Source organism: Sinorhizobium sp. 7-81 (assembly GCF_030124405.1).
In the GTDB taxonomy this organism is placed as follows: Bacteria; Pseudomonadota; Alphaproteobacteria; order Rhizobiales; family Rhizobiaceae; genus Sinorhizobium; species Sinorhizobium psoraleae.
Genome location: NZ_JASKLT010000014.1, coordinates 21,021 through 37,826 on the forward strand (window position 1 = coordinate 21,021; position 16,806 = coordinate 37,826).

Sequence of the window (16,806 nt, forward strand, 5' to 3'; positions counted from 1 at the left end):
TCTTCCGTCCATCGGAAGCAGTGCACGGTGCGAGCCGGCGACCATGACAGATTGGGAGGCCCCAGGCAAAAGCAGTGCAAGCGAGTCAATCACTACGACGGCCACCGTGACACCCGGTATACGGCTCGGCTCTCGGCCTTTGGGGGGACTTCGTATTGGAGTACTGGAGCAGCCAACACGAGCGCGCGCTCAGGGAAACTTGGCAGCCAGGCTTTCGCGCAGCCTCGTTGACGTAAGGATTATTCCATTTTCGAGGTCGAATTCCGTCGGAGTCCTTTCCTACACCGGCATCGTTGAAGATCGCTGGCTTGCCTGCGCTCGTGCTGCACAGAAGGCCGCGAACTCCCCTCGGAGTGATCCTGCGACAATGACGCGCCCCGTACCGCAAACGTCCTTACTAACTTGGATCTGACAGGCCGCTAGCTTGCGTCAACTACGGGCTCAAAGCTCCCGGCTGCGAACATTCCGCCGTCCACACAGAGGGTATGGCCGGTTATGTATCCAGAGCGGATGGGATCCAACAAAAATGCGACGCCCTGCGCAATTTCGTCGGGGCTTGCGTATCGTGCTTGCGGTACAGAACTAAGCAGTCGCCGTCGCTCGGCTCCGTCGTGCATTTTGGCAGCCATTTCGGTCAGCGTCGGCCCAGGCGCGAGAGCATTGACGCGCACGTTGAAGGGCGCCAACTCCACGGCCATTACTTTGCTAAGCATCTCAACGGCAGCCTTGGACGATCCGTAAGCGGATCGACCCGCATTGGCTCGCAGACCTGAGACTGAAGAAATGTTAACGATAGAGCCTCCGCCCTCTTTAACCATGCACCGTGCAGCGGTCTGGCAAATGGAGAACGTCGCAATGAAATTTAACTCGATCAGGGAGTGCAGCGAATCCAGAGAGATGTCTAAGAAGCGTGTGTTGTCTCCACGCGCCGCACAACAAACCAATCCGCGCAGCGGCGTCGCGTCAGGCAGTTCGCTGAAAATTCGCCCAACCTCAGTGGTTCGCGTGACATCCACTGCGTGAATCGTCAGTGCATCGCAAGGATCGACATCGCGGCGGAGCACTTCAAGTGCCTCTGCATTGCAGTCTAATGCCAGCACTTGCCACCGCTCGCTTATAAGCGCTGAGGTCGTCGCTCGTCCTATTCCAGATGCTGCACCGGTGACGATCACGCAGCCGCGGGCATCCCCATGGGTGTGTTCTTCAGTCCTATTCATGAGTTGCACCAATCTGTTGTTGAAATGCCGTGACCAAGGTGGCTTTCCACCGGCTCGCCACGCCTTCTGATCTGAAGAGAACACCCGCACCGAACTATGCGCGTTGCACGCGAATCTCCAATTCGCAAGATTCACATTGTGTCCAAATTCCCGTCGAGGCGATTAGAAGTAACAATTTGATCGGAAGCGGCGCGCTAACATCTGTTCGATCCGTCAGAAGATTCGCCTGCTAGAGGCCAGAATGTTCGCCCCGAATGCTTACTCTAAAAGCTGCATTGAGGCATGAGCACCGCGGCCAAAAGGGTGGCGCTAGGGGGCGTGGTGCGATGGCACAGCTCCGGCTCGACACTCCGGTGAGCGACCGTAAGAAGCTGACCTTGGCGACTCCCGACCACGAGGATGTGCACAAGTCTGCAGGCCCGCCGCCTGGAGAACGTCGACCCGACCGCTGCCGCGACGGTCGGGCTTTCTCTGCGGACCGTCAACCTCTCCTTTCCTCGAGCGGCGCTCCGAGGATCAAGACAGCGGGGTCCGTTGAGAGAAGCCGTCTCGCGGCCGACCGGACGTCATCCACGGTTACGGCTTGGATCAGCTGTTTCCGCCGCTCGATATAGTCAATACCGAGATCTTCCATCTGGATTTCAAGCAGTGTGTGCGTGATTGCGCTCAACGAGTTGAGGCTCGCGATCGCATAACTGCCGATGGCCTCTTTCTTCGCTGCTTCGAGTTCCTTCTCACTGACGCCCTCATCTGTCATTCGCCTCACCTCCCCGCGAATGAGGGACAGTACCTCCGCGGCCCGATCCGGGCGGGTTCCCGTGCCGATAACGAGCGTCGAGGCATAGTCGCGGTTGTCGAGTATAGAGTGAATATCGTAAGCAAGCCCTCGCTTCTCGCGAACCGCGTTCCAGAGCCTGGACGTGGATACGCTGCCCCCGAGGATGTTGTTCATCAGATAGGCTGCGAAGAAATGCGCGTCTTTATGGCTGAGCCCCGGATAGGTTAGGCTCAGCCGGGTTTGCGCGAGGTAAAAGGGAGTGAGGATTTCCTGACCCAGTTTAGGTTCGGCTTCAGGGATCGGCACTAGGGAGGGTTCGGCAGGCAACCCACCGAATATCCGATCCAGATCGCGCTTGAGCGTGTCGGCATTGATCGCTCCTGCCACAGCGATGGAGAGGTTGCCGCGCGCGAAAAGCCGCTTGTGAAGCGTTCTCAGATCGGAGGTCGTAACAGCGGCGAGGGTTTGCTCGGTGCCCTCATATGGCCGGCTATAAGGATGATCGCCATAGATTGCCTTGCTCCATGCGACCTCTGCGGCCGTCTCCGGATCCTTAGCTTGTGACCTGATCCCGGAGCCTATCTGACCTCGAATGCGATCCAGAGGCTCTTGGTCGAAACGCGGCTGCTCGATGGCCCGCCGGAGTAGATCGAACGCATCGTCCTTCTGATCGGCTAGCACTCGCATCGAGCCGTACACCGCATCCGATCCGGCCCAGAACCGCGTCGCCGCGCCAGCATCATCCAGCCGCTCCTGGAAGGCTTCGCTGTCAAGCTCGCCGGCCCCTTCGTCCAACAGGCTTGTCATGAGATTGACAATGCCTTCCTTACCAGATGGATCCTGGGTGCTGCCGCCCCGGAACGCGAAACGAATGCTGACGATCGGCAGCGAATAATCTTCCACCAGCCAGGCCGTGATGCCGGTTGACGTCGTGACCTCTTGGATCGCCTTGGCTGCTCTAGCCGGCGTCGCAGAGAGGCCCATCAATACGAGCACGACCAGCAATGGTTTGGCGGCCCCGACCGGTAGTCGGTTGAAAATTGTCATCGGCTCTTCTCTCCTGAGGTAACGGTTTGCCGCGGCAGAAGATATCCCGTCACGGATCGCTCGGGATCTAGGTATTTCCTGGCAACCGCCTGCACCTGCGCCGCCGTTACCATGCGGACCCTCAACGGCCGTTCCTGTACGTCGTAGGCAGTGCCCCCGGTTGCAAGCGCCGCCCCGTACATCCTGGCCATTCCGGCTTGACTGTCGCATGCGAAGATCACCGAGCGCAGGAAGCGGTTTTTGGCCTTCTCCAGCTCGACATCCGTAACGCCGTCCTCGATGATTTTCTGAATTTCAGCGTCGATCGCCGTTTCCACTGCCTCGATCTCACCCCCGCGAGGCGAGCCATAAATCGTGAAGCTTGAGGGGTCGAGCATGGTTCCGTCGAAATAGGCGCTACCGGCGTCGGCTATTCCTTGCTTTACCACCAAGTCCTGATAGATCCGGCTGCGCGTTCCTCCGCCGAGAATTTCCGACAGAAGCTCGAGGGCTTCGGCTTCGCCGGGCTCGGCTGTTCCGTAGGAAGGCGTTACCCAGGACTTTTGGAAGCTCGGCATGGTAACGCGCGGGTCGGTGAGCGTGACCGTCCGCTTGGTGTTCTGCTCCGGCTCCTGCGGCCTCACACGCGGCGGCAGGTCGGGTCCGCGCGGCACGGCCCCGTAGGTGTTCTCAGCGAGCCTCCACACGGTCGCGGTGTCCACGTCGCCTGCCACCACCAGTATGGCGTTGTTTGGGGCATAGAAGCGATCGTAGAACGATAGGGCGTCCCCGCAATTAAGCTGTTCCATCTCGTGCATCCAGCCGATGACCGGAATGCGGTAAGGGTGGTTCTGATAGAGGGTCGCCTGCACCTCCTCGTCGAGAAGTTGCTCGGATTGGTTCTCGATACCCGATCGCCGCTCCTCGAGAATGACATCGCGCTCTGTCTCGACAACCGCGTCGGTGAGGACGAGATTGCGCATCCGGTCAGCTTCGAATTCCATCATCGTCCCGAGCGCCTCCGGCGTAACCGTCTGAAAGTAGGCGGTGTAGTCCCGGTAAGTGAAGGCGTTCTCCTCCCCGCCGATCTCGGCGACCTTTGTGGCCAACTCGCCGGCAGGGTGCTTCTTCGTACCCTTGAACATCAGATGCTCCAAAAAATGAGCGATGCCCGATTTGCCGGCTGGTTCATCGGCGTTGCCAACCTTATACCAGACCATGTGCGTAACGATCGGCGCCCGGTGATCGGGTATCACGACCACCTCCAGGCCGTTGCTCAGCATAAAATTTCCAACCTCGAGCGGGTCCCCGACGGCCGCCGCTTCCGAGGTCATCATAGATTGAAGCGCGAGGGCCAGGGCAAGTGCACGTATGCACGAAACCACTCCAGGACGGATCGTCGACCAACACCAAGGTATAAGCGCCTGTGCAGTCTTGGCTTGACCGTTTCTTGGCGAGTACGGCGTCCTCCTTCTTCTCCATCTGGAACGTGCTGCGGTAGGAAGGCCGGGCGAAGGCCCCGGCATAAAGCGTTCTGAAATCATTTGGACATTCTCCGCACGATTATCGTTGTGGGTGATGCGTCTGCAAAGGCCGCAGAGCAACGCGCGTGCCAAAGAAAAAGCCTCATGAATACAAGGTAGTCGATCGAACCAGCTGTCTCGCATGTCCGACATTGTTGTACATCGGACACTCGAAATCGACAGGATCTACTGTGCGAACGGCGATGGCAGCGACCTGCCGCATCTCTGTTTTCCGGCATGAATTGATTTTCATATCCGTCGCCACCATGTACAGAGGTCGACCGCGCGCCAGTCGTTTTGTCCGACCTGGAGACGACTAGTCGAGCATTGAAAATGGCACTCCTGGGAGACCGGGACTCTGCCGTCCGAGCCGAGACGCACCGCAAGCTGTTTTTCCGGTTGAAGCCGTTACGACGGGATTGAAAGACAATCCGACCGTGCGGAGTTGGGATCGGTCTTGAACCGAGTAGACGCCCCGCGAGCATAAACATCGTCGGCGACCAAGGTCACGCAGCGCGAGGGTTTTCTTCTGTTCAAATGATCTGGCTCAAAGACTTTCGGGTACCGGGTGAGGAAGTTGTCTTGTGGTTCGCTATCGCAGACGCTTGAAGTCAGGCCCAAGACGAAACGAGTTATATCCCTGCGAGAAGCGGTGCGAACCATTGTCAGCAGTTCGCTACGCTCATCATTGTACCCCACGAGACTGGTGAAAGGCTCAATGGCTTAGTACTGATGTATGTCGATTGACGGCGGACTCGGCACGGCCGCAGTACCGTGTCATGAATGCAGGATGGCGTCACATAAGGAGCTTCTTAATGGATGCGAGCATCAATTTTCCGTCACCGTTTCCCATGACAAAGCATTCGACGGCGAAGGCATTGTGGTCCATGATCAAGAATCCACTGGACGCTCTGCCTCCATCCGTATTCCAGGAGTCCATCGTCTTCACTAGGCAGTTGGGCAGCCTGAACGTGTATCTGAGCGATCCCGTCCTTATCCAGAAGACGCTGGTAGAGAATGCCCAGCGCCTTAGCAAGGGCGAGCATACCAAGCACATGTTGGGACCTGCGCTGGGCGGCGGGTTGCTAACCGCCGACGGTGCGCACTGGAAATGGCAGCGGCAATCGGTGGCCGCCGCTTTCCGGCACGAAAGGCTTCTTGACCTCCAGCCTACGATGATCGCGGCCGCTGAACAGACCAAGACTCGCTGGCTGCAGCACGACGGCGAAGTTCTGGACGTGGGCCACGAGATGATGCGCACGGCCTTCGACATAATTGTCGAAACGATGATGTCGGGCGGACACGGCATCAATGTCTCTCGCGTCGAGCGGAGCATAACGGACTACCTTGAGCCGAGCGGTTGGACATTAGCTTTTGGAATGATCGGCGCACCTGAGTGGCTTCCGTATCCAGGCCGCACTAGAGCACGCGCGGCAGTCGCCTTTCTCCGCGCGAGCCTGGCGGCAGTGATCGCGAAACGTCGAAACCAGGCGAACGAAAGGCATGACCTCGTTTCGATGCTGCTGGCGGCGTCTGACCCTGAAACCGGCCGAACAATGAACGACGAGGAAATCATTGACAACCTGATGACCCTCATCACTGCTGGACATGAGACAACTGCGCTCGGTCTAGCTTGGACACTTCACCTTCTCTCGCGGCACCCGGCAGATAAGTCAAAGGTCGTCAGGGAGATTTCGCAGGTTACGGGAGGTGGCCCAGTCCTCCCCGAGCATTTAACTCAACTCATCTATACGAAGCAGGTATTTTTGGAGGCAATGCGCCTCTTTCCCCCGGCGCCGATCATCACGCGTACGGCAATCAACGACTTCCGGCTTGACCGGTACCTCATCCCAGCCGGTACAGTCTTTTTCATCCCCATTTACGCCTTGCATCGTAAAGCCGATTTATGGCCGGATCCAGAAAGCTTCGAGCCGACGAGGTTTGACCCCGAAAACACCCGCACGCGGCACCGCTATGCATATATGCCGTTCGGCGCGGGTCCCCGAGTTTGTCTAGGCAGCGCCTTCGCACTCATGGAAGCCGTCGCCGTTCTTGCTGTCCTCCTTCAGTCCTTTGAGTTCTTTAACTGCACCGAGACCCCGCCGAAGCGTGTGATGAAGATCACGCTGCGGCCTCACCCAACTCTCTCGATGTCGATTCGGCGACGAAGGAAGTAGGGAGGAAGCGTGAGGCATGATAACAAGAAATTTCAGGTTGCTGGACGTGGGCTTCACTGTAATCTGGATGAAAGCGTGACGAAGTGAACGTATCGATCCCATTTGCCTCGTCTTAATCGAAATTTGCGTCAGCGCGGCGAATGGCTGTTCGGCCATCTCACTTCGGCTACCAGATCACCATTACGCTCATTCCGCTTCCACGCGATAACCGCGGCCGCGCTCCACGAGCATCGATCGCAGCCGTAAGTGAGCCTAACCCTGGAAGGGAGAGAGCATTCACCTGCTATGCTCCTCCAACCGGAGCTCCTGTGACCGCCGTTTTCGTGCCTACACAAGCTCGCTGCAAGATCTGGCCCGCTTGAGCACAGCGTTACCTCGGCTTTTTGAAAGGCGCGGCGTGATAATCGCACCGTGCACCAGAGGGCCGCAGCGACCGCCGTCGCAACGGAGGGTCAGCCTTCGCGAAACGTATAGCTGTAGCCGTTGATAGCTGGCGCGCCACCGAGATGCACGTAGAGAACCCGCGACCCTTCTGGGAAGAAGCCATTTTTGATGAGATCGACCATTCCCTGCATTGATTTACCCTCGTAGACTGGATCAGTAATGATGCCCTCAAGCCGCGCGCAGAGGCGGATAGCCTCCTTCGTTCCCTCGGATGGAATGCCATAACAGGGGCGTGCATACTCCTCGAGCAAGACCACATCGTCCTCAATAATTTCCATTGCCGGGTCGATCAGATCTGCTGTATGCCGGGCAATGTTTAGTACTTGCGCCTTGGTTTGGGCGGGAGTGGCCGAGGCATCGATGCCTATCACGTTTCGCTGTCGGCCGTCCTTAGCGAATCCGACGAGCATACCCGCGTGCGTCGACCCGGTGACCGTGCATACCACAAAATAGTCAAAGGCAAACCCAAGTTGCTTCTCCTGAGCGCGCACCTCCTCTGCGAAGCCCACGTAGCCGAGGCCGCCATACTTGTGAACGGATGCCCCGGCCGGTATCGCATAGGGCGTACCGCCTCTTGATTTGACGTCGTCTAGCGCTTGTTCCCAACTGCGGCGGATACCGATGTCAAAACCCTCGTCGATAAGGCGCACCTCCGCGCCCATGATACGGCTCAACAGAATGTTGCCGACCCGATCATAGACGGCGTCCTCATGCGGCACCCAGCTCTCCTGCACCAGAAGGCATTTCATGCCGAGCTTCGCAGCAACGGCCGCGACCATCCGCGTGTGGTTGGACTGTACGCCGCCGATGGAAACGAGGGTGTCGGCCTTGGAGGCGATCGCCTCAGGAACGATGTATTCGAGCTTGCGGAGCTTGTTTCCGCCAAAAGCAAGACCGGAGTTGCAGTCCTCGCGTTTAGCGTAAATTTCGACTTTATGTCCAAGGTATTTTCCGAGGCGGTCAAGCTTCTCGATAGGCGTCGGTCCAAAAGTAAGCGGGTATCGTTCAAATTGTTTTAGCATGATCTCTCCAGCCATACGTGAATGATCGAACTGAACGTGGTTCTGCATGAGCCTTAGCGGCGCACCTGAGGTCGGCTGCGTTTTCGGATTTCAGGCTCTTAAAAAAGCGAGTACGCTGCCGGCGCGGCTGCTGCGAGGAGGTCCGTTTACGAGAAAGCCCATGCCTACCGTAGCGGCCACCTTAGCGTCTTTTGCTGCTACCGCTCCAACTGCTTTTCTTGGCGCGGTTCGCGTAGTTGAAGTATCCTCAATGCGGGTCGTCGAAAGGTATACCGCACTCGTCCGACAGATCCGCTCCGTCGATCCGCGCTGCGACGGCTATTTCACGGCGCAGCCACCGATGTTCCACGTCGCGATGGCAGCGCTCGTGCCAGATCAGCACGACCTCGTAGGGCGTCACGTCCACCGGGGGATCGACAATCGCGAGCGGCAACATGGCGGCGATTCGGGTTGCTACGCGATGCGGTACAATCAGAGCGAGGTCGGTCGCGGCGACCACTACAGCCGCCGTCAGCAGGTTAGAAACCACCAATGGATTTCGATCCGGTAGACCGAGCTGGGCCAGTCCGTCATAGATTTGACCGAAGCGATCATTGGCGTTCGAGCCAATGGAGGCGTGGCGCAAAGCAGCGAAGGTCCCGATACTCCATTCCCGCTCCAGGGCCGGGTGGTCGTGGCGTAGCAGGCAGGTGCAGCGGTCGGTGTAGAGCGTTCGCCGCAAGTAGCCCGCCGGAGCCGCACCGATTTGCCCCATGGCCAGATCGATCTCACCTTGCTCAAGTCGCCGCAGTGCGCCGTCCAGCACTGGATCGGTGACAATATGGAGATGAGGTGCGCACTCCTGTAGACGCCGCAATAGACCGGGCAGCAGAACGAGGCCTTGGTGATCTGGCATCGCCATTGTTATCTTGCACCGCATGTCTCTTGGATCGAAGCTGCGACTGTTCACCATCTCGCGGATTGCATTCAACAAAGACGGGAGCCTTTTGGCCAAGCGATCAGCCTGCGGCGTCAGGACCAGGCCGCTTGAGCCGCGAACCAAAAGATCGTCATTGAACATGCCTCGCAGTCTTGACAACGCGCGGCTCATTGCCGGTTGACTGCGGCCGACGTGTTGGGCCGCGTGCGTGATGTTTCGGCACTGCAGTAGCGCCTCAAGCTCCACCAGTCGGTTCAGGTCGATCGATGCCAGGTTCGGTATCTGCCGCTGCTGTGCGGCGTCACCTTCCCCGACAGTCGTCTGCGGCCCCTTCCAAACGGGCTGATCCATGATTACTTCTCCAGGGTAAGTAGCGTTCTCGGGCCATACCCTCAAAAACGAGGCCGTCGTGAAACGGATTACTAAAGGCCTTCATAGGCCTCGCGACTAATTGCGAATTGCCGCAAGATCGGAGCACTTGGGGCATCACGTGATCATCGCCGGACGCGACATGACCTTTGCGTCTGCGTACATCACCTCCAAACTTGAGCCTTACATAGTCGGTCCTCATTGAGTGAAGCTAGTGAAGCATGATCAATCATTGCCGGCCTCGACGGTGCCGTTAAGCTGTTTCGGCTGCGTTCTGCCGCGCACCGCATTCATTGTGCAAGGGCAAGGCTAATAGGTTAAGCTGTTGTGCCCGCTTGTTTCCGATCGTTCAATCCGGCGAAGGACCTCTTTGCAATATTTACCCAGCCTGATTTTATGCGTTGATGACACTGAAGGTAAATGTTGCAGGGCCACTCGTAGACGCCGCGGCCATGGACTGAGCTTACCTCGGCCTGATGAAGCCGATGAATCTGGCAGCGGCGCGAAGTCAGGGCAAGCGCAGGCGCCTCGCCACGGGGGGCCCCGCGCACTTTGAGCCATTGCTCGTCGCATGCTTGCGCTCGCACGGCCGGGCTCCTCGAGATTGCACTGGTGGGCACCCCGGGTCGGGGCACCAGTGCACAAGCCGAAAAAACAGTTTGTCGCTGGAAACCGCGTGCCGAGGCCGGGACCAATCATGTTCCCTTTGCAACAGCCCCCGTTGGAGTGGTGTGTTCGAATTTCCACGTCTGCCTCCGATGTAGTCAACGCTTTTCTAATCGAATTCCGCCTGAGTGGGAAAATTGAGTTTTCGCATGATTCTCATCCACGCTGTGGATACATGCGCTCCAACGCTCTTCATCTGATCTGCTCGTTTGCGCAACGGCGACCAGGCAGCGGGCACACGCGCCTCGCCTTCGCCCGTAACGCACTGGGTGGCCCCGCGCCGCTCGTTGGGCCAGCAAATTGTGATGTCGCGTAATCTGTCGCCGAAGAGAGAGAGAGAGAGAGAGAGAGAGAGAGAGTGTGTGTGTGTGTGTGTGTCAGGTGTGCCGCCAAAGAGCGCTGTTCGTTGCAGTCCTTCGAAAGAGCTTCACCTATATCCAAAGGGCATGATGCGATCAGCAGTTTGCATGGCTCGGGTCAGACAACCGGCGCTAACATTGTCCATCCTTTCATTTACCGGAGAATGCTATCGATGTGCTCAGGAAAGTTCCAGTCAGGCGCCACGTCCAAACAAGATGATCCGAGCCTGGGCAGGGCACTGGGGAACGCTGTGGCGACGGCGGAGACGTCTCCTGCTGGCAAGTCGACAAACCTGGGCAGTAACGCGCTTCTGGGCGAAATCCCGGAGGCCGGGGCTGTCGACAAGGGTCCGGTGGCAGAGGAAAAGCGTCGAGAGGCAATGAGCCGAGTCACGCCCTTGGGGCAAACCCGAAACGCCGATGTCTTCCTGGGCCTGTGGTCCCCGTCCTTAAGAGCCTTGCTCGCCGCACTCCGGCTGAGGCCCGACTGGCTCAAGACGAGCGACAGCCGGCTGACCAGTCGGCCACAGGCCCTGCTGACGCCGCTAGTCCGAGAAAAGCAACATCAGGCGCGTTCCATACCTGAGGCAGTGGCACATTCATTGATGATCGCAGGCGGTGTCGCCTCAGCGAGAGTTCGCCCGTTGGCGACCTCTTCCTCGACAAACTACGTGACATCGTGAGCTATGCTGATTCTTAAAGCTCGGGTGCTGCTTAAGAGCCACGGCTTCAACGCCTTGCTAACGATGCGCCTCAGGGTGCTCGATCATGTGCGACCGTTGCTACTCAGAGCAGAGCAATTCCCTGGATCCGATGCGCAGGTCAGCGCGTTTATGCCTTCTCATCTTGAGCGCAGTAAACAGCTCGGTCGCGCAGTGTCGCTTCCGCGGCGCGCCAACTGACTGCGGCCCAGCCGCCTGATCTTCTTCTCGTCGGATAGGCATCCGTGGCTAGCCCGGAGGCCGAGGCCCGACGACGCCCATTCGGCAATCGTATGGATTGTTTTAGATGGCAATCATCCGCACCGTGGGATACATCCAATGCGTTTCAAAGGCCTTGATCTGAATCTCCTCGTTGCGCTGGACGCTCTGATGAGTAAACGAAGCGTCACCGCCGCGGCACAAAGCATCAACCTCAGTCAATCGGCGATGAGTTCGGCCATCGCTCGGCTACGCACCTATTTCGGCGACGAGCTATTTACCATGCAGGGCCGCAAACTTGTCCCAACACCGCGTGCGGAAGTGCTTGCACCCGCAGTCCGCGACGCCCTGCTGCATATTCAGTATTCCATCATTTCGTCGGACATGTTCAACCCGGCCTTATCGGAGCGCAGGTTCAGGATCAGCCTCTCCGATTTCATGACGCTGGTGTTCCTTGAGAAGGTCGTAGAGCGTGTGGCTCGAGAAGCACCTGGCGTCGGCTTCGAGTTGCGGTCTGTCGATGATGATCCCGATGAGCTACTGCGATGCGGCGACGTCGATTTTCTGATCCTTCCGGAATCATTCTTGTCGAACGCGCATCCCAAAGCGAAACTGCTTGACGAGAGGTTCGTGTGCGTCGGCTGCCTGACGAACAAGCAACTGCCGCGGCAGCTTTCCCTCGAGAGATACATGTCGATGGGGCACATTGGAGTCAAATTCGGGCGTACGCTCAAACCATCCATCGAGGAATGGCTATTGCTCGAATACGGAATGAAGAGACGCATCGAGGTCGTCGCGCCGGGCTTTAGTTTGATTCCGCCGTTGCTGTCAGGGACCGACCGCATAGCGACCATACCATTGCGGCTGGCCAATCATTTCGCAAAGACCACACCCCTGCGGATCGTTGAACTTCCGCTACAACTTCCAACATTCACCGAGGCTGTCCAGTGGCCCGCGCTTCACGACAGGGATCAGGCAAGCATCTGGATGCGGGAGATTCTGTTACGGGAGGCGTCCCGCATGGCTGCTCCGAGCGAGGCGGTCCGGCATCCACAGCCTAGGCGGGTTTGAGGAGGCACCGCTTTCATATCCAGCCTATCGGCGGACGCCCGCGTGTTGCAAAGTCGAAAGGCACACCTTGCGCCGACCAAATTGGATGCTCTGCTTGATCCGACTTGCGCTATAAGATTTTGCTTGGCTTGCAGCGGCAATAGCACGCAAGGCCTAACGCACCCATCCACTCCGCGGTCTGATGGCCGACGCCGTTCCTTTCAGCAGGTCGAGATGGTCCTGGGCCTCACTTTGCCATTCCACCGGGAGCTGGCGCAGCTCCGCGCGCCGCCGTCGGGGGCACTACCCGGCGATGGGCCGCCACCGAGATCCAATCGAACTGGTGGAATAGGCTCTGCCACCCGCCTCCGACGTAGGGTTGGATATCGGTTAAACGCGGCGTCCGTTTTTGAAAGCAAGCCCTTAGCTCGGCATAACTCTCCGGCAACTCAGCCGCAGTAATTTCTCGCCAGAACGGCGTGTCGTTTCGGTTCCCATCATAGTGCAGCTGCAGGAGTTTCGAACGCCTGTCCAGCGCTCGTCTGAGCAGGCACGATTCCGCGTGCATTAGCGAGAATGCATTCCAAATTCCTCAACTGCTCGAAGGTGGGCGGCAAGCGCAGCCTGCAGCGGCTCGACGAATCCGGATGCCGTTCCGAGTGCCACAAGGTTGTTGACCCGCGCGGTTTCGAAATAGCCTTGATAGAACGAAAGCTCGTGCTTCGGCTGGAGACGGTGTCCAAAGCGCTGCTCGGCCTTCGCCATCGCCATACCAGTGTCCGCATGTCTGCTACTGAACAAATAGCCGGCCCTGGTCGTGCGATTCAATTGGACCTCCCAGATCCATCCGGCAGTCATGGCGGTCGAACGGTCAGGGCTTGAGGCGAAGATCCTGCCGGCTGAAGATCAAAGGTGATCGCTCGGACGGTCGGCAAAACATTGGCGAACGAACGCCAACGGGCATTAAAGACACTGCCGAGACCCACTCTGGCAGAGCCGGAGGCATCGACGGCGAAGTCGACCTCGAGTTGTTCGCCCTCGAGCTGCAAGGCGCACACATGGCCTCGATCATCAAGCCTAATCCCGCATACCGCGGTGGCGCAGGAAGTGATCCCACGTGCCAGGCCAACCCGCTTGAGGTACCGCTCGAAACCGGCATCATCGAAATGGTAGGACGGGTAGAGACCGGACTGGCCGGTCGCGATCAACTCGTCTATCTCGCTGCTGCGATGAATTCCTCGCGATCGCCTCAAATCCGGGGATGCACGTGTGTAGGTCCTCCCCCACCGCGATTCTCGCGGACAGCTGAGGGAAGAAGCCATCGACGCGGTAGTCGATCTCCGGAACTCCGCCACCCTTCCAATTGTCATAGAGCACACCATGATATGTGGCACCGGCTTCACCGATGAAAACGTCCGAGTCGAGATCATTACGACACAACGTGTCAATCAGGTTAAGCGATCCCCTCCAGCAGGCCAAGTGGAAATAACGCCGGAGAGTCTCTATGACCGTGACATCCACATCTGGGTCGAAAACACGGGACAAGCAATCGCCGCAAGCCAGTCCACAATACCGCCCCCGATAATTCCTATCTGCCTTGCATTCGTCAGATCAAGCATTCACGTCTCCAATCGTTGTTGTATGGTAGTTGCCATGCGCCCTTTTACGAGAGGTCCGCAGTATGTCCGGCCTGGATGATAACCGATGTCCGCGCGTTCGGTCGCCGCGCCGAGATTAGATCGCAATAGCTAACGTCGGCGCCGCCAGGACCGGTCGTGTACTCGCCTGGCCGCGCGCCCTCTGGTTGGCGTTCGTGACAGTACCGAGCCTTTCGCCGCTGATGCGGGTGCGGCCATGCCCGTGATACAGGTTTCCAACCGTTTTTGAGTTGATCGAGCATGCTCAGACCCCTGACCAGCTCCGCTACCGCAGCCAAACAGACTAGGAGGAAGACGCTTCCGGCATAAGCCATTTGAAGGAGCAGCGAATAAGCTAGCGTAGTGACAAATAGGCTGCGAACGGTATGCGAGACAATATAGGCAGCGAGAGCATTGGCGCACAGGAGCAAGCACAAGACGCGAAGAAAGGTTCTGAAGGGCAACGCGATTCTCCTGATTCTTTCGCTGAAGGCATGTGACGAACTTCGCAGCGTCCATCTGCGCAAGAGCGTCGACCGTTCATCCGTTGCTGCATGATTTCGGCGAGTTGACCAGCATGTGCTCGGAAACATCGTGCCTTTGCAGTTTCAGCACTCGACTGCAGCTGTCGCCGCCACTCTTCTTCAGCTCTTCAAGATCAGAGCGGCTTTTTTCCTGGAACATAGGCCCTTACTCCCGTGCCAAGTCCGGATAAGCTTGGATGACTTCGACCGCATGGTTGACCAGCTTCGTGCCCGTCTTGGCAAGTTTGCGAAGCGTACTGAAGCCAAACCGATGAACGTCGCGCAAGGTCTTCGACAGCACGACTAGCCGTCTGGTCGTAAATAGCACGCGCCCGCAGCCCTCATGGCTGATCTCCATCGTTCGCGATACCAGCAGGCCCGCGCGCTCCTCTATAGCGACACCAACTGCCCCGTAAAATGCGTCAAGCCTCCACAGCACGTCCGGATCGGGGTCGCCGATGATCGGGATCGCACGACGCTGTTCCTCCGTGACAGTGAACTTGGCCAGCAGCTGGGCGTCGCACTTATTCTCCCTCGATCCGTAGAAATCGTGAGCGCGTATCCACCGCACGAGGCATTTGATGAATGGGGTGGCAAGAGCCTTGTCGTCGCCGACTGCAGGAGTAACAGCGGGATCAGATAGTGTTGCCATCGTCCAGTCCTCATCCTCCGCGCGCGTTTTCTCTTAGATCGATGTGGTTCCTCCAGCACCGTCTGATGCTAGTCCCCCAACAGCTGTCCGCCACCATGCAAAATGCATTTCCCGCCATGCTCACCAGGAATGGTCGGAATCCTGCGCCCCTTCGACGCTGTCTGTGTGCAGCCACTTCGCCAGATCAGAAAAAGTACGCTTCCGAAGTAGGCGCCTTGAAGAAGCAGCGAAGTACCCAATGTTGTAATGATTACTCTGCGGATCGAATACGAGACGAAGTAGACTGTTAAAGCGTTGGTGCACAGGACCAGGTGCAGCACACGAGAAAAGATTCTGAAGGGCAACGGCGTTCTCCCGGTTCGTCCGTTAGATCAAGCAGCAATCTTGTCTGCCGCAACATGGGTCTGGCAGTTCTTCGGGCAGACGCGGGCGCAGGCCCCGCAGCCGATGCAGCGGCCGGGGTGGTCGACAAGCATGATCATACGATTGAGCTCGCCGTCGAAGTCGTCGTCCTCGCCATCGCAGACACCGAGAATTTCACCTGATTCATCGATGCCGTGCAGGTGCATGACCTCACGCGAGCAGACCTTATAGCAGCGGCCGCAACCAATGCAGGTCGTGCCGTCGATAGCCGTCAGATACTCCGGCATCCATGGGGAGCCGTCGCGGGTAAAGAAATGACTTGTCATCGCTAGTTCTCCAGCTCTTTCTCATGCGGGGCGGCCAGCGGATCATCGTTGGCGGTTGCAGGAATTTGCGGAGGCATTGAGCGCCTCAGGCTTCGGGGCAGTGGCGGCAGCGGGACCGGGGAGGTATAGCCCCGCTGCCCACGTCGGCCCAGAGAGAGGGGGGCCGGCGATTCCTTGTGCCCAAATCGACGTCACTCTCGTGCCACATCTGGATATGCTTCGATGGCGGCGATCGCATCGGCTTCGGGGCAGTGGCGGCAGCGGGACCGGGGAGGTATAGCCCCGCTGCCCACGTCGGCCCCAGAGAGAGGGGGGCCGACGATTCCTTGTGCCCAGATCGACGTCACTCTCGCGCCACGTCTGGATATGCTTCGATGGCGGCGATCGCATCGTCCACTAGTTTCGCGCCGGCCTCCGCGAGCTTACGAAGCGTTGCGAATCCAAATCGGTGGACGTCGCGCAGTGTCTTCGAGAATACGACTAATCGCCCGGTCGTTAGAAGCACGCGCCCGAAACCCTCGTTGCTGATCATCATAGTGGGAGAAGCCACCAAGCCGGTGCGCCCTTCGATCGTGAGCCCCACGGCGGTATAAAAAATATTGATCCTCAACAGTACGTCCGGATCGGGATCGCCGATGATCGGGATCGTACGGCGCTGCTGCTCGCTGACGATGAAGTGGGCCAACAGCTCCGCGTCCGATGTGCCATCCCGCGACCCATAGGTATCCTGAGCGCGGATCAGCCGCGTGAGGCATTTGACGAAAGGGGTAGCAAGGGCCGCATCGTCCTCCTTGCAAGCAGGCGTACCCGGGGTGTCCGACATTTTTTTCATGA

General features: G+C 58.3%; 15 protein-coding genes. 2 read left to right on the plus strand and 13 right to left on the minus strand.

The window, feature by feature from the left end; all coding sequences use genetic code 11:
• Positions 1 to 419: 419 nt before the first annotated feature.
• The 3 genes from QN224_RS28050 to QN224_RS28060 form a co-directional block, all read right to left on the minus strand.
• The gene (locus QN224_RS28050) at positions 420 to 1,217 is read right to left on the minus strand and encodes an SDR family oxidoreductase (protein ID WP_283979304.1); all 798 of its coding nucleotides are present in this window, start codon (positions 1,215 to 1,217) and stop codon (positions 420 to 422) included.
• A 481-nt stretch (positions 1,218 to 1,698) separates the two neighbouring features.
• The gene (locus QN224_RS28055) at positions 1,699 to 3,042 is read right to left on the minus strand and encodes a pitrilysin family protein (protein WP_283979305.1); all 1,344 of its coding nucleotides are present in this window, start codon (positions 3,040 to 3,042) and stop codon (positions 1,699 to 1,701) included.
• Positions 3,039 to 4,358 (minus strand): pitrilysin family protein, encoded by a 1,320-nt coding sequence (locus QN224_RS28060; protein WP_283979306.1) that lies wholly within the window; start codon positions 4,356 to 4,358, stop codon positions 3,039 to 3,041. The genes QN224_RS28055 and QN224_RS28060 overlap by 4 nt, the downstream gene beginning before the upstream one ends.
• Positions 4,359 to 5,359: 1,001 nt before the next feature.
• Here QN224_RS28060 and QN224_RS28065 point away from each other — a divergent pair.
• Positions 5,360 to 6,721, plus strand: coding sequence for a cytochrome P450 (locus QN224_RS28065; protein ID WP_283979307.1), 1,362 nt, complete (start codon positions 5,360 to 5,362; stop codon positions 6,719 to 6,721).
• 452 nt (positions 6,722 to 7,173) lie between these two features.
• Here QN224_RS28065 and QN224_RS28070 read toward each other — a convergent pair whose 3' ends face one another.
• Both QN224_RS28070 and QN224_RS28075 read right to left on the minus strand, forming a co-directional pair.
• Positions 7,174 to 8,187 (minus strand): 1-aminocyclopropane-1-carboxylate deaminase, encoded by a 1,014-nt coding sequence (locus QN224_RS28070; protein ID WP_283979308.1) that lies wholly within the window; start codon positions 8,185 to 8,187, stop codon positions 7,174 to 7,176.
• Positions 8,188 to 8,434: 247 nt separating this feature from the next.
• Positions 8,435 to 9,457, minus strand: coding sequence for a LysR family transcriptional regulator (locus tag QN224_RS28075; RefSeq protein WP_283979309.1), 1,023 nt, complete (start codon positions 9,455 to 9,457; stop codon positions 8,435 to 8,437).
• 2,083 nt (positions 9,458 to 11,540) lie between these two features.
• On the opposite strand from QN224_RS28075, the gene QN224_RS28080 reads away from it, so the two are divergent.
• Positions 11,541 to 12,491 (plus strand): LysR family transcriptional regulator, encoded by a 951-nt coding sequence (locus QN224_RS28080; RefSeq protein WP_283979310.1) that lies wholly within the window; start codon positions 11,541 to 11,543, stop codon positions 12,489 to 12,491.
• A gap of 226 nt (positions 12,492 to 12,717) precedes the next feature.
• Here QN224_RS28080 and QN224_RS28085 read toward each other — a convergent pair whose 3' ends face one another.
• From QN224_RS28085 to QN224_RS28120, 8 genes are all read right to left on the minus strand, one after another.
• The gene (locus tag QN224_RS28085) at positions 12,718 to 13,038 is read right to left on the minus strand and encodes a tryptophan 7-halogenase (RefSeq protein ID WP_283979311.1); all 321 of its coding nucleotides are present in this window, start codon (positions 13,036 to 13,038) and stop codon (positions 12,718 to 12,720) included.
• Positions 13,038 to 13,328, minus strand: coding sequence for a tryptophan 7-halogenase (locus QN224_RS28090; RefSeq protein WP_283979312.1), 291 nt, complete (start codon positions 13,326 to 13,328; stop codon positions 13,038 to 13,040). Before QN224_RS28090 ends, QN224_RS28085 begins: the two co-directional genes overlap by 1 nt.
• Positions 13,325 to 13,678, minus strand: a complete 354-nt coding sequence (locus QN224_RS28095; RefSeq protein WP_283979313.1) for a tryptophan 7-halogenase — start codon at positions 13,676 to 13,678, stop codon at positions 13,325 to 13,327. Before QN224_RS28095 ends, QN224_RS28090 begins: the two co-directional genes overlap by 4 nt.
• Before the next feature lie 969 nt (positions 13,679 to 14,647).
• Positions 14,648 to 14,791, minus strand: a complete 144-nt coding sequence (locus QN224_RS28100) for a hypothetical protein (protein ID WP_283979314.1) — start codon at positions 14,789 to 14,791, stop codon at positions 14,648 to 14,650.
• Between the two features lie 6 nt (positions 14,792 to 14,797).
• Positions 14,798 to 15,283 (minus strand): NifX-associated nitrogen fixation protein, encoded by a 486-nt coding sequence (locus tag QN224_RS28105; RefSeq protein ID WP_283979315.1) that lies wholly within the window; start codon positions 15,281 to 15,283, stop codon positions 14,798 to 14,800.
• A 68-nt stretch (positions 15,284 to 15,351) separates the two neighbouring features.
• The gene (locus tag QN224_RS28110) at positions 15,352 to 15,603 is read right to left on the minus strand and encodes an exopolysaccharide production repressor protein (RefSeq protein ID WP_309486623.1); all 252 of its coding nucleotides are present in this window, start codon (positions 15,601 to 15,603) and stop codon (positions 15,352 to 15,354) included.
• A gap of 51 nt (positions 15,604 to 15,654) precedes the next feature.
• Complete coding sequence (gene fdxB / locus QN224_RS28115) at positions 15,655 to 15,972, minus strand: ferredoxin III, nif-specific (RefSeq protein ID WP_283979317.1); 318 nt, start codon at positions 15,970 to 15,972, stop codon at positions 15,655 to 15,657.
• Positions 15,973 to 16,315: 343 nt separating this feature from the next.
• Positions 16,316 to 16,804 carry a NifX-associated nitrogen fixation protein gene (locus QN224_RS28120; RefSeq protein ID WP_283979318.1) on the minus strand — a complete coding sequence of 163 codons (489 nt, stop codon included), beginning with the start codon at positions 16,802 to 16,804 and terminating at the stop codon, positions 16,316 to 16,318.
• Positions 16,805 to 16,806: the final 2 nt, after the last annotated feature.

Bases quoted from the DNA above. Each gene is read 5' to 3' on its own strand.
- fdxB (WP_283979317.1), bottom strand. From the start codon at position 15,972: ATGACAAGTCATTTCTTTACCCGCGACGGCTCCCCATGGATGCCGGAG.
- QN224_RS28055 (WP_283979305.1), bottom strand. From the start codon at position 3,042: ATGACAATTTTCAACCGACTACCGGTCGGGGCCGCCAAACCATTGCTG.
- QN224_RS28105 (WP_283979315.1), bottom strand. From the start codon at position 15,283: ATGGCAACACTATCTGATCCCGCTGTTACTCCTGCAGTCGGCGACGAC.
- QN224_RS28080 (WP_283979310.1), top strand. From the start codon at position 11,541: ATGCGTTTCAAAGGCCTTGATCTGAATCTCCTCGTTGCGCTGGACGCT.
- QN224_RS28060 (WP_283979306.1), bottom strand. From the start codon at position 4,358: ATGATGACCTCGGAAGCGGCGGCCGTCGGGGACCCGCTCGAGGTTGGA.
- QN224_RS28100 (WP_283979314.1), bottom strand. From the start codon at position 14,791: ATGTTCCAGGAAAAAAGCCGCTCTGATCTTGAAGAGCTGAAGAAGAGT.
- QN224_RS28090 (WP_283979312.1), bottom strand. From the start codon at position 13,328: ATGACTGCCGGATGGATCTGGGAGGTCCAATTGAATCGCACGACCAGG.
- QN224_RS28075 (WP_283979309.1), bottom strand. From the start codon at position 9,457: ATGGATCAGCCCGTTTGGAAGGGGCCGCAGACGACTGTCGGGGAAGGT.
- QN224_RS28065 (WP_283979307.1), top strand. From the start codon at position 5,360: ATGGATGCGAGCATCAATTTTCCGTCACCGTTTCCCATGACAAAGCAT.
- QN224_RS28085 (WP_283979311.1), bottom strand. From the start codon at position 13,038: ATGCACGCGGAATCGTGCCTGCTCAGACGAGCGCTGGACAGGCGTTCG.
- QN224_RS28050 (WP_283979304.1), bottom strand. From the start codon at position 1,217: ATGAATAGGACTGAAGAACACACCCATGGGGATGCCCGCGGCTGCGTG.
- QN224_RS28070 (WP_283979308.1), bottom strand. From the start codon at position 8,187: ATGCTAAAACAATTTGAACGATACCCGCTTACTTTTGGACCGACGCCT.
- QN224_RS28120 (WP_283979318.1), bottom strand. From the start codon at position 16,804: ATGAAAAAAATGTCGGACACCCCGGGTACGCCTGCTTGCAAGGAGGAC.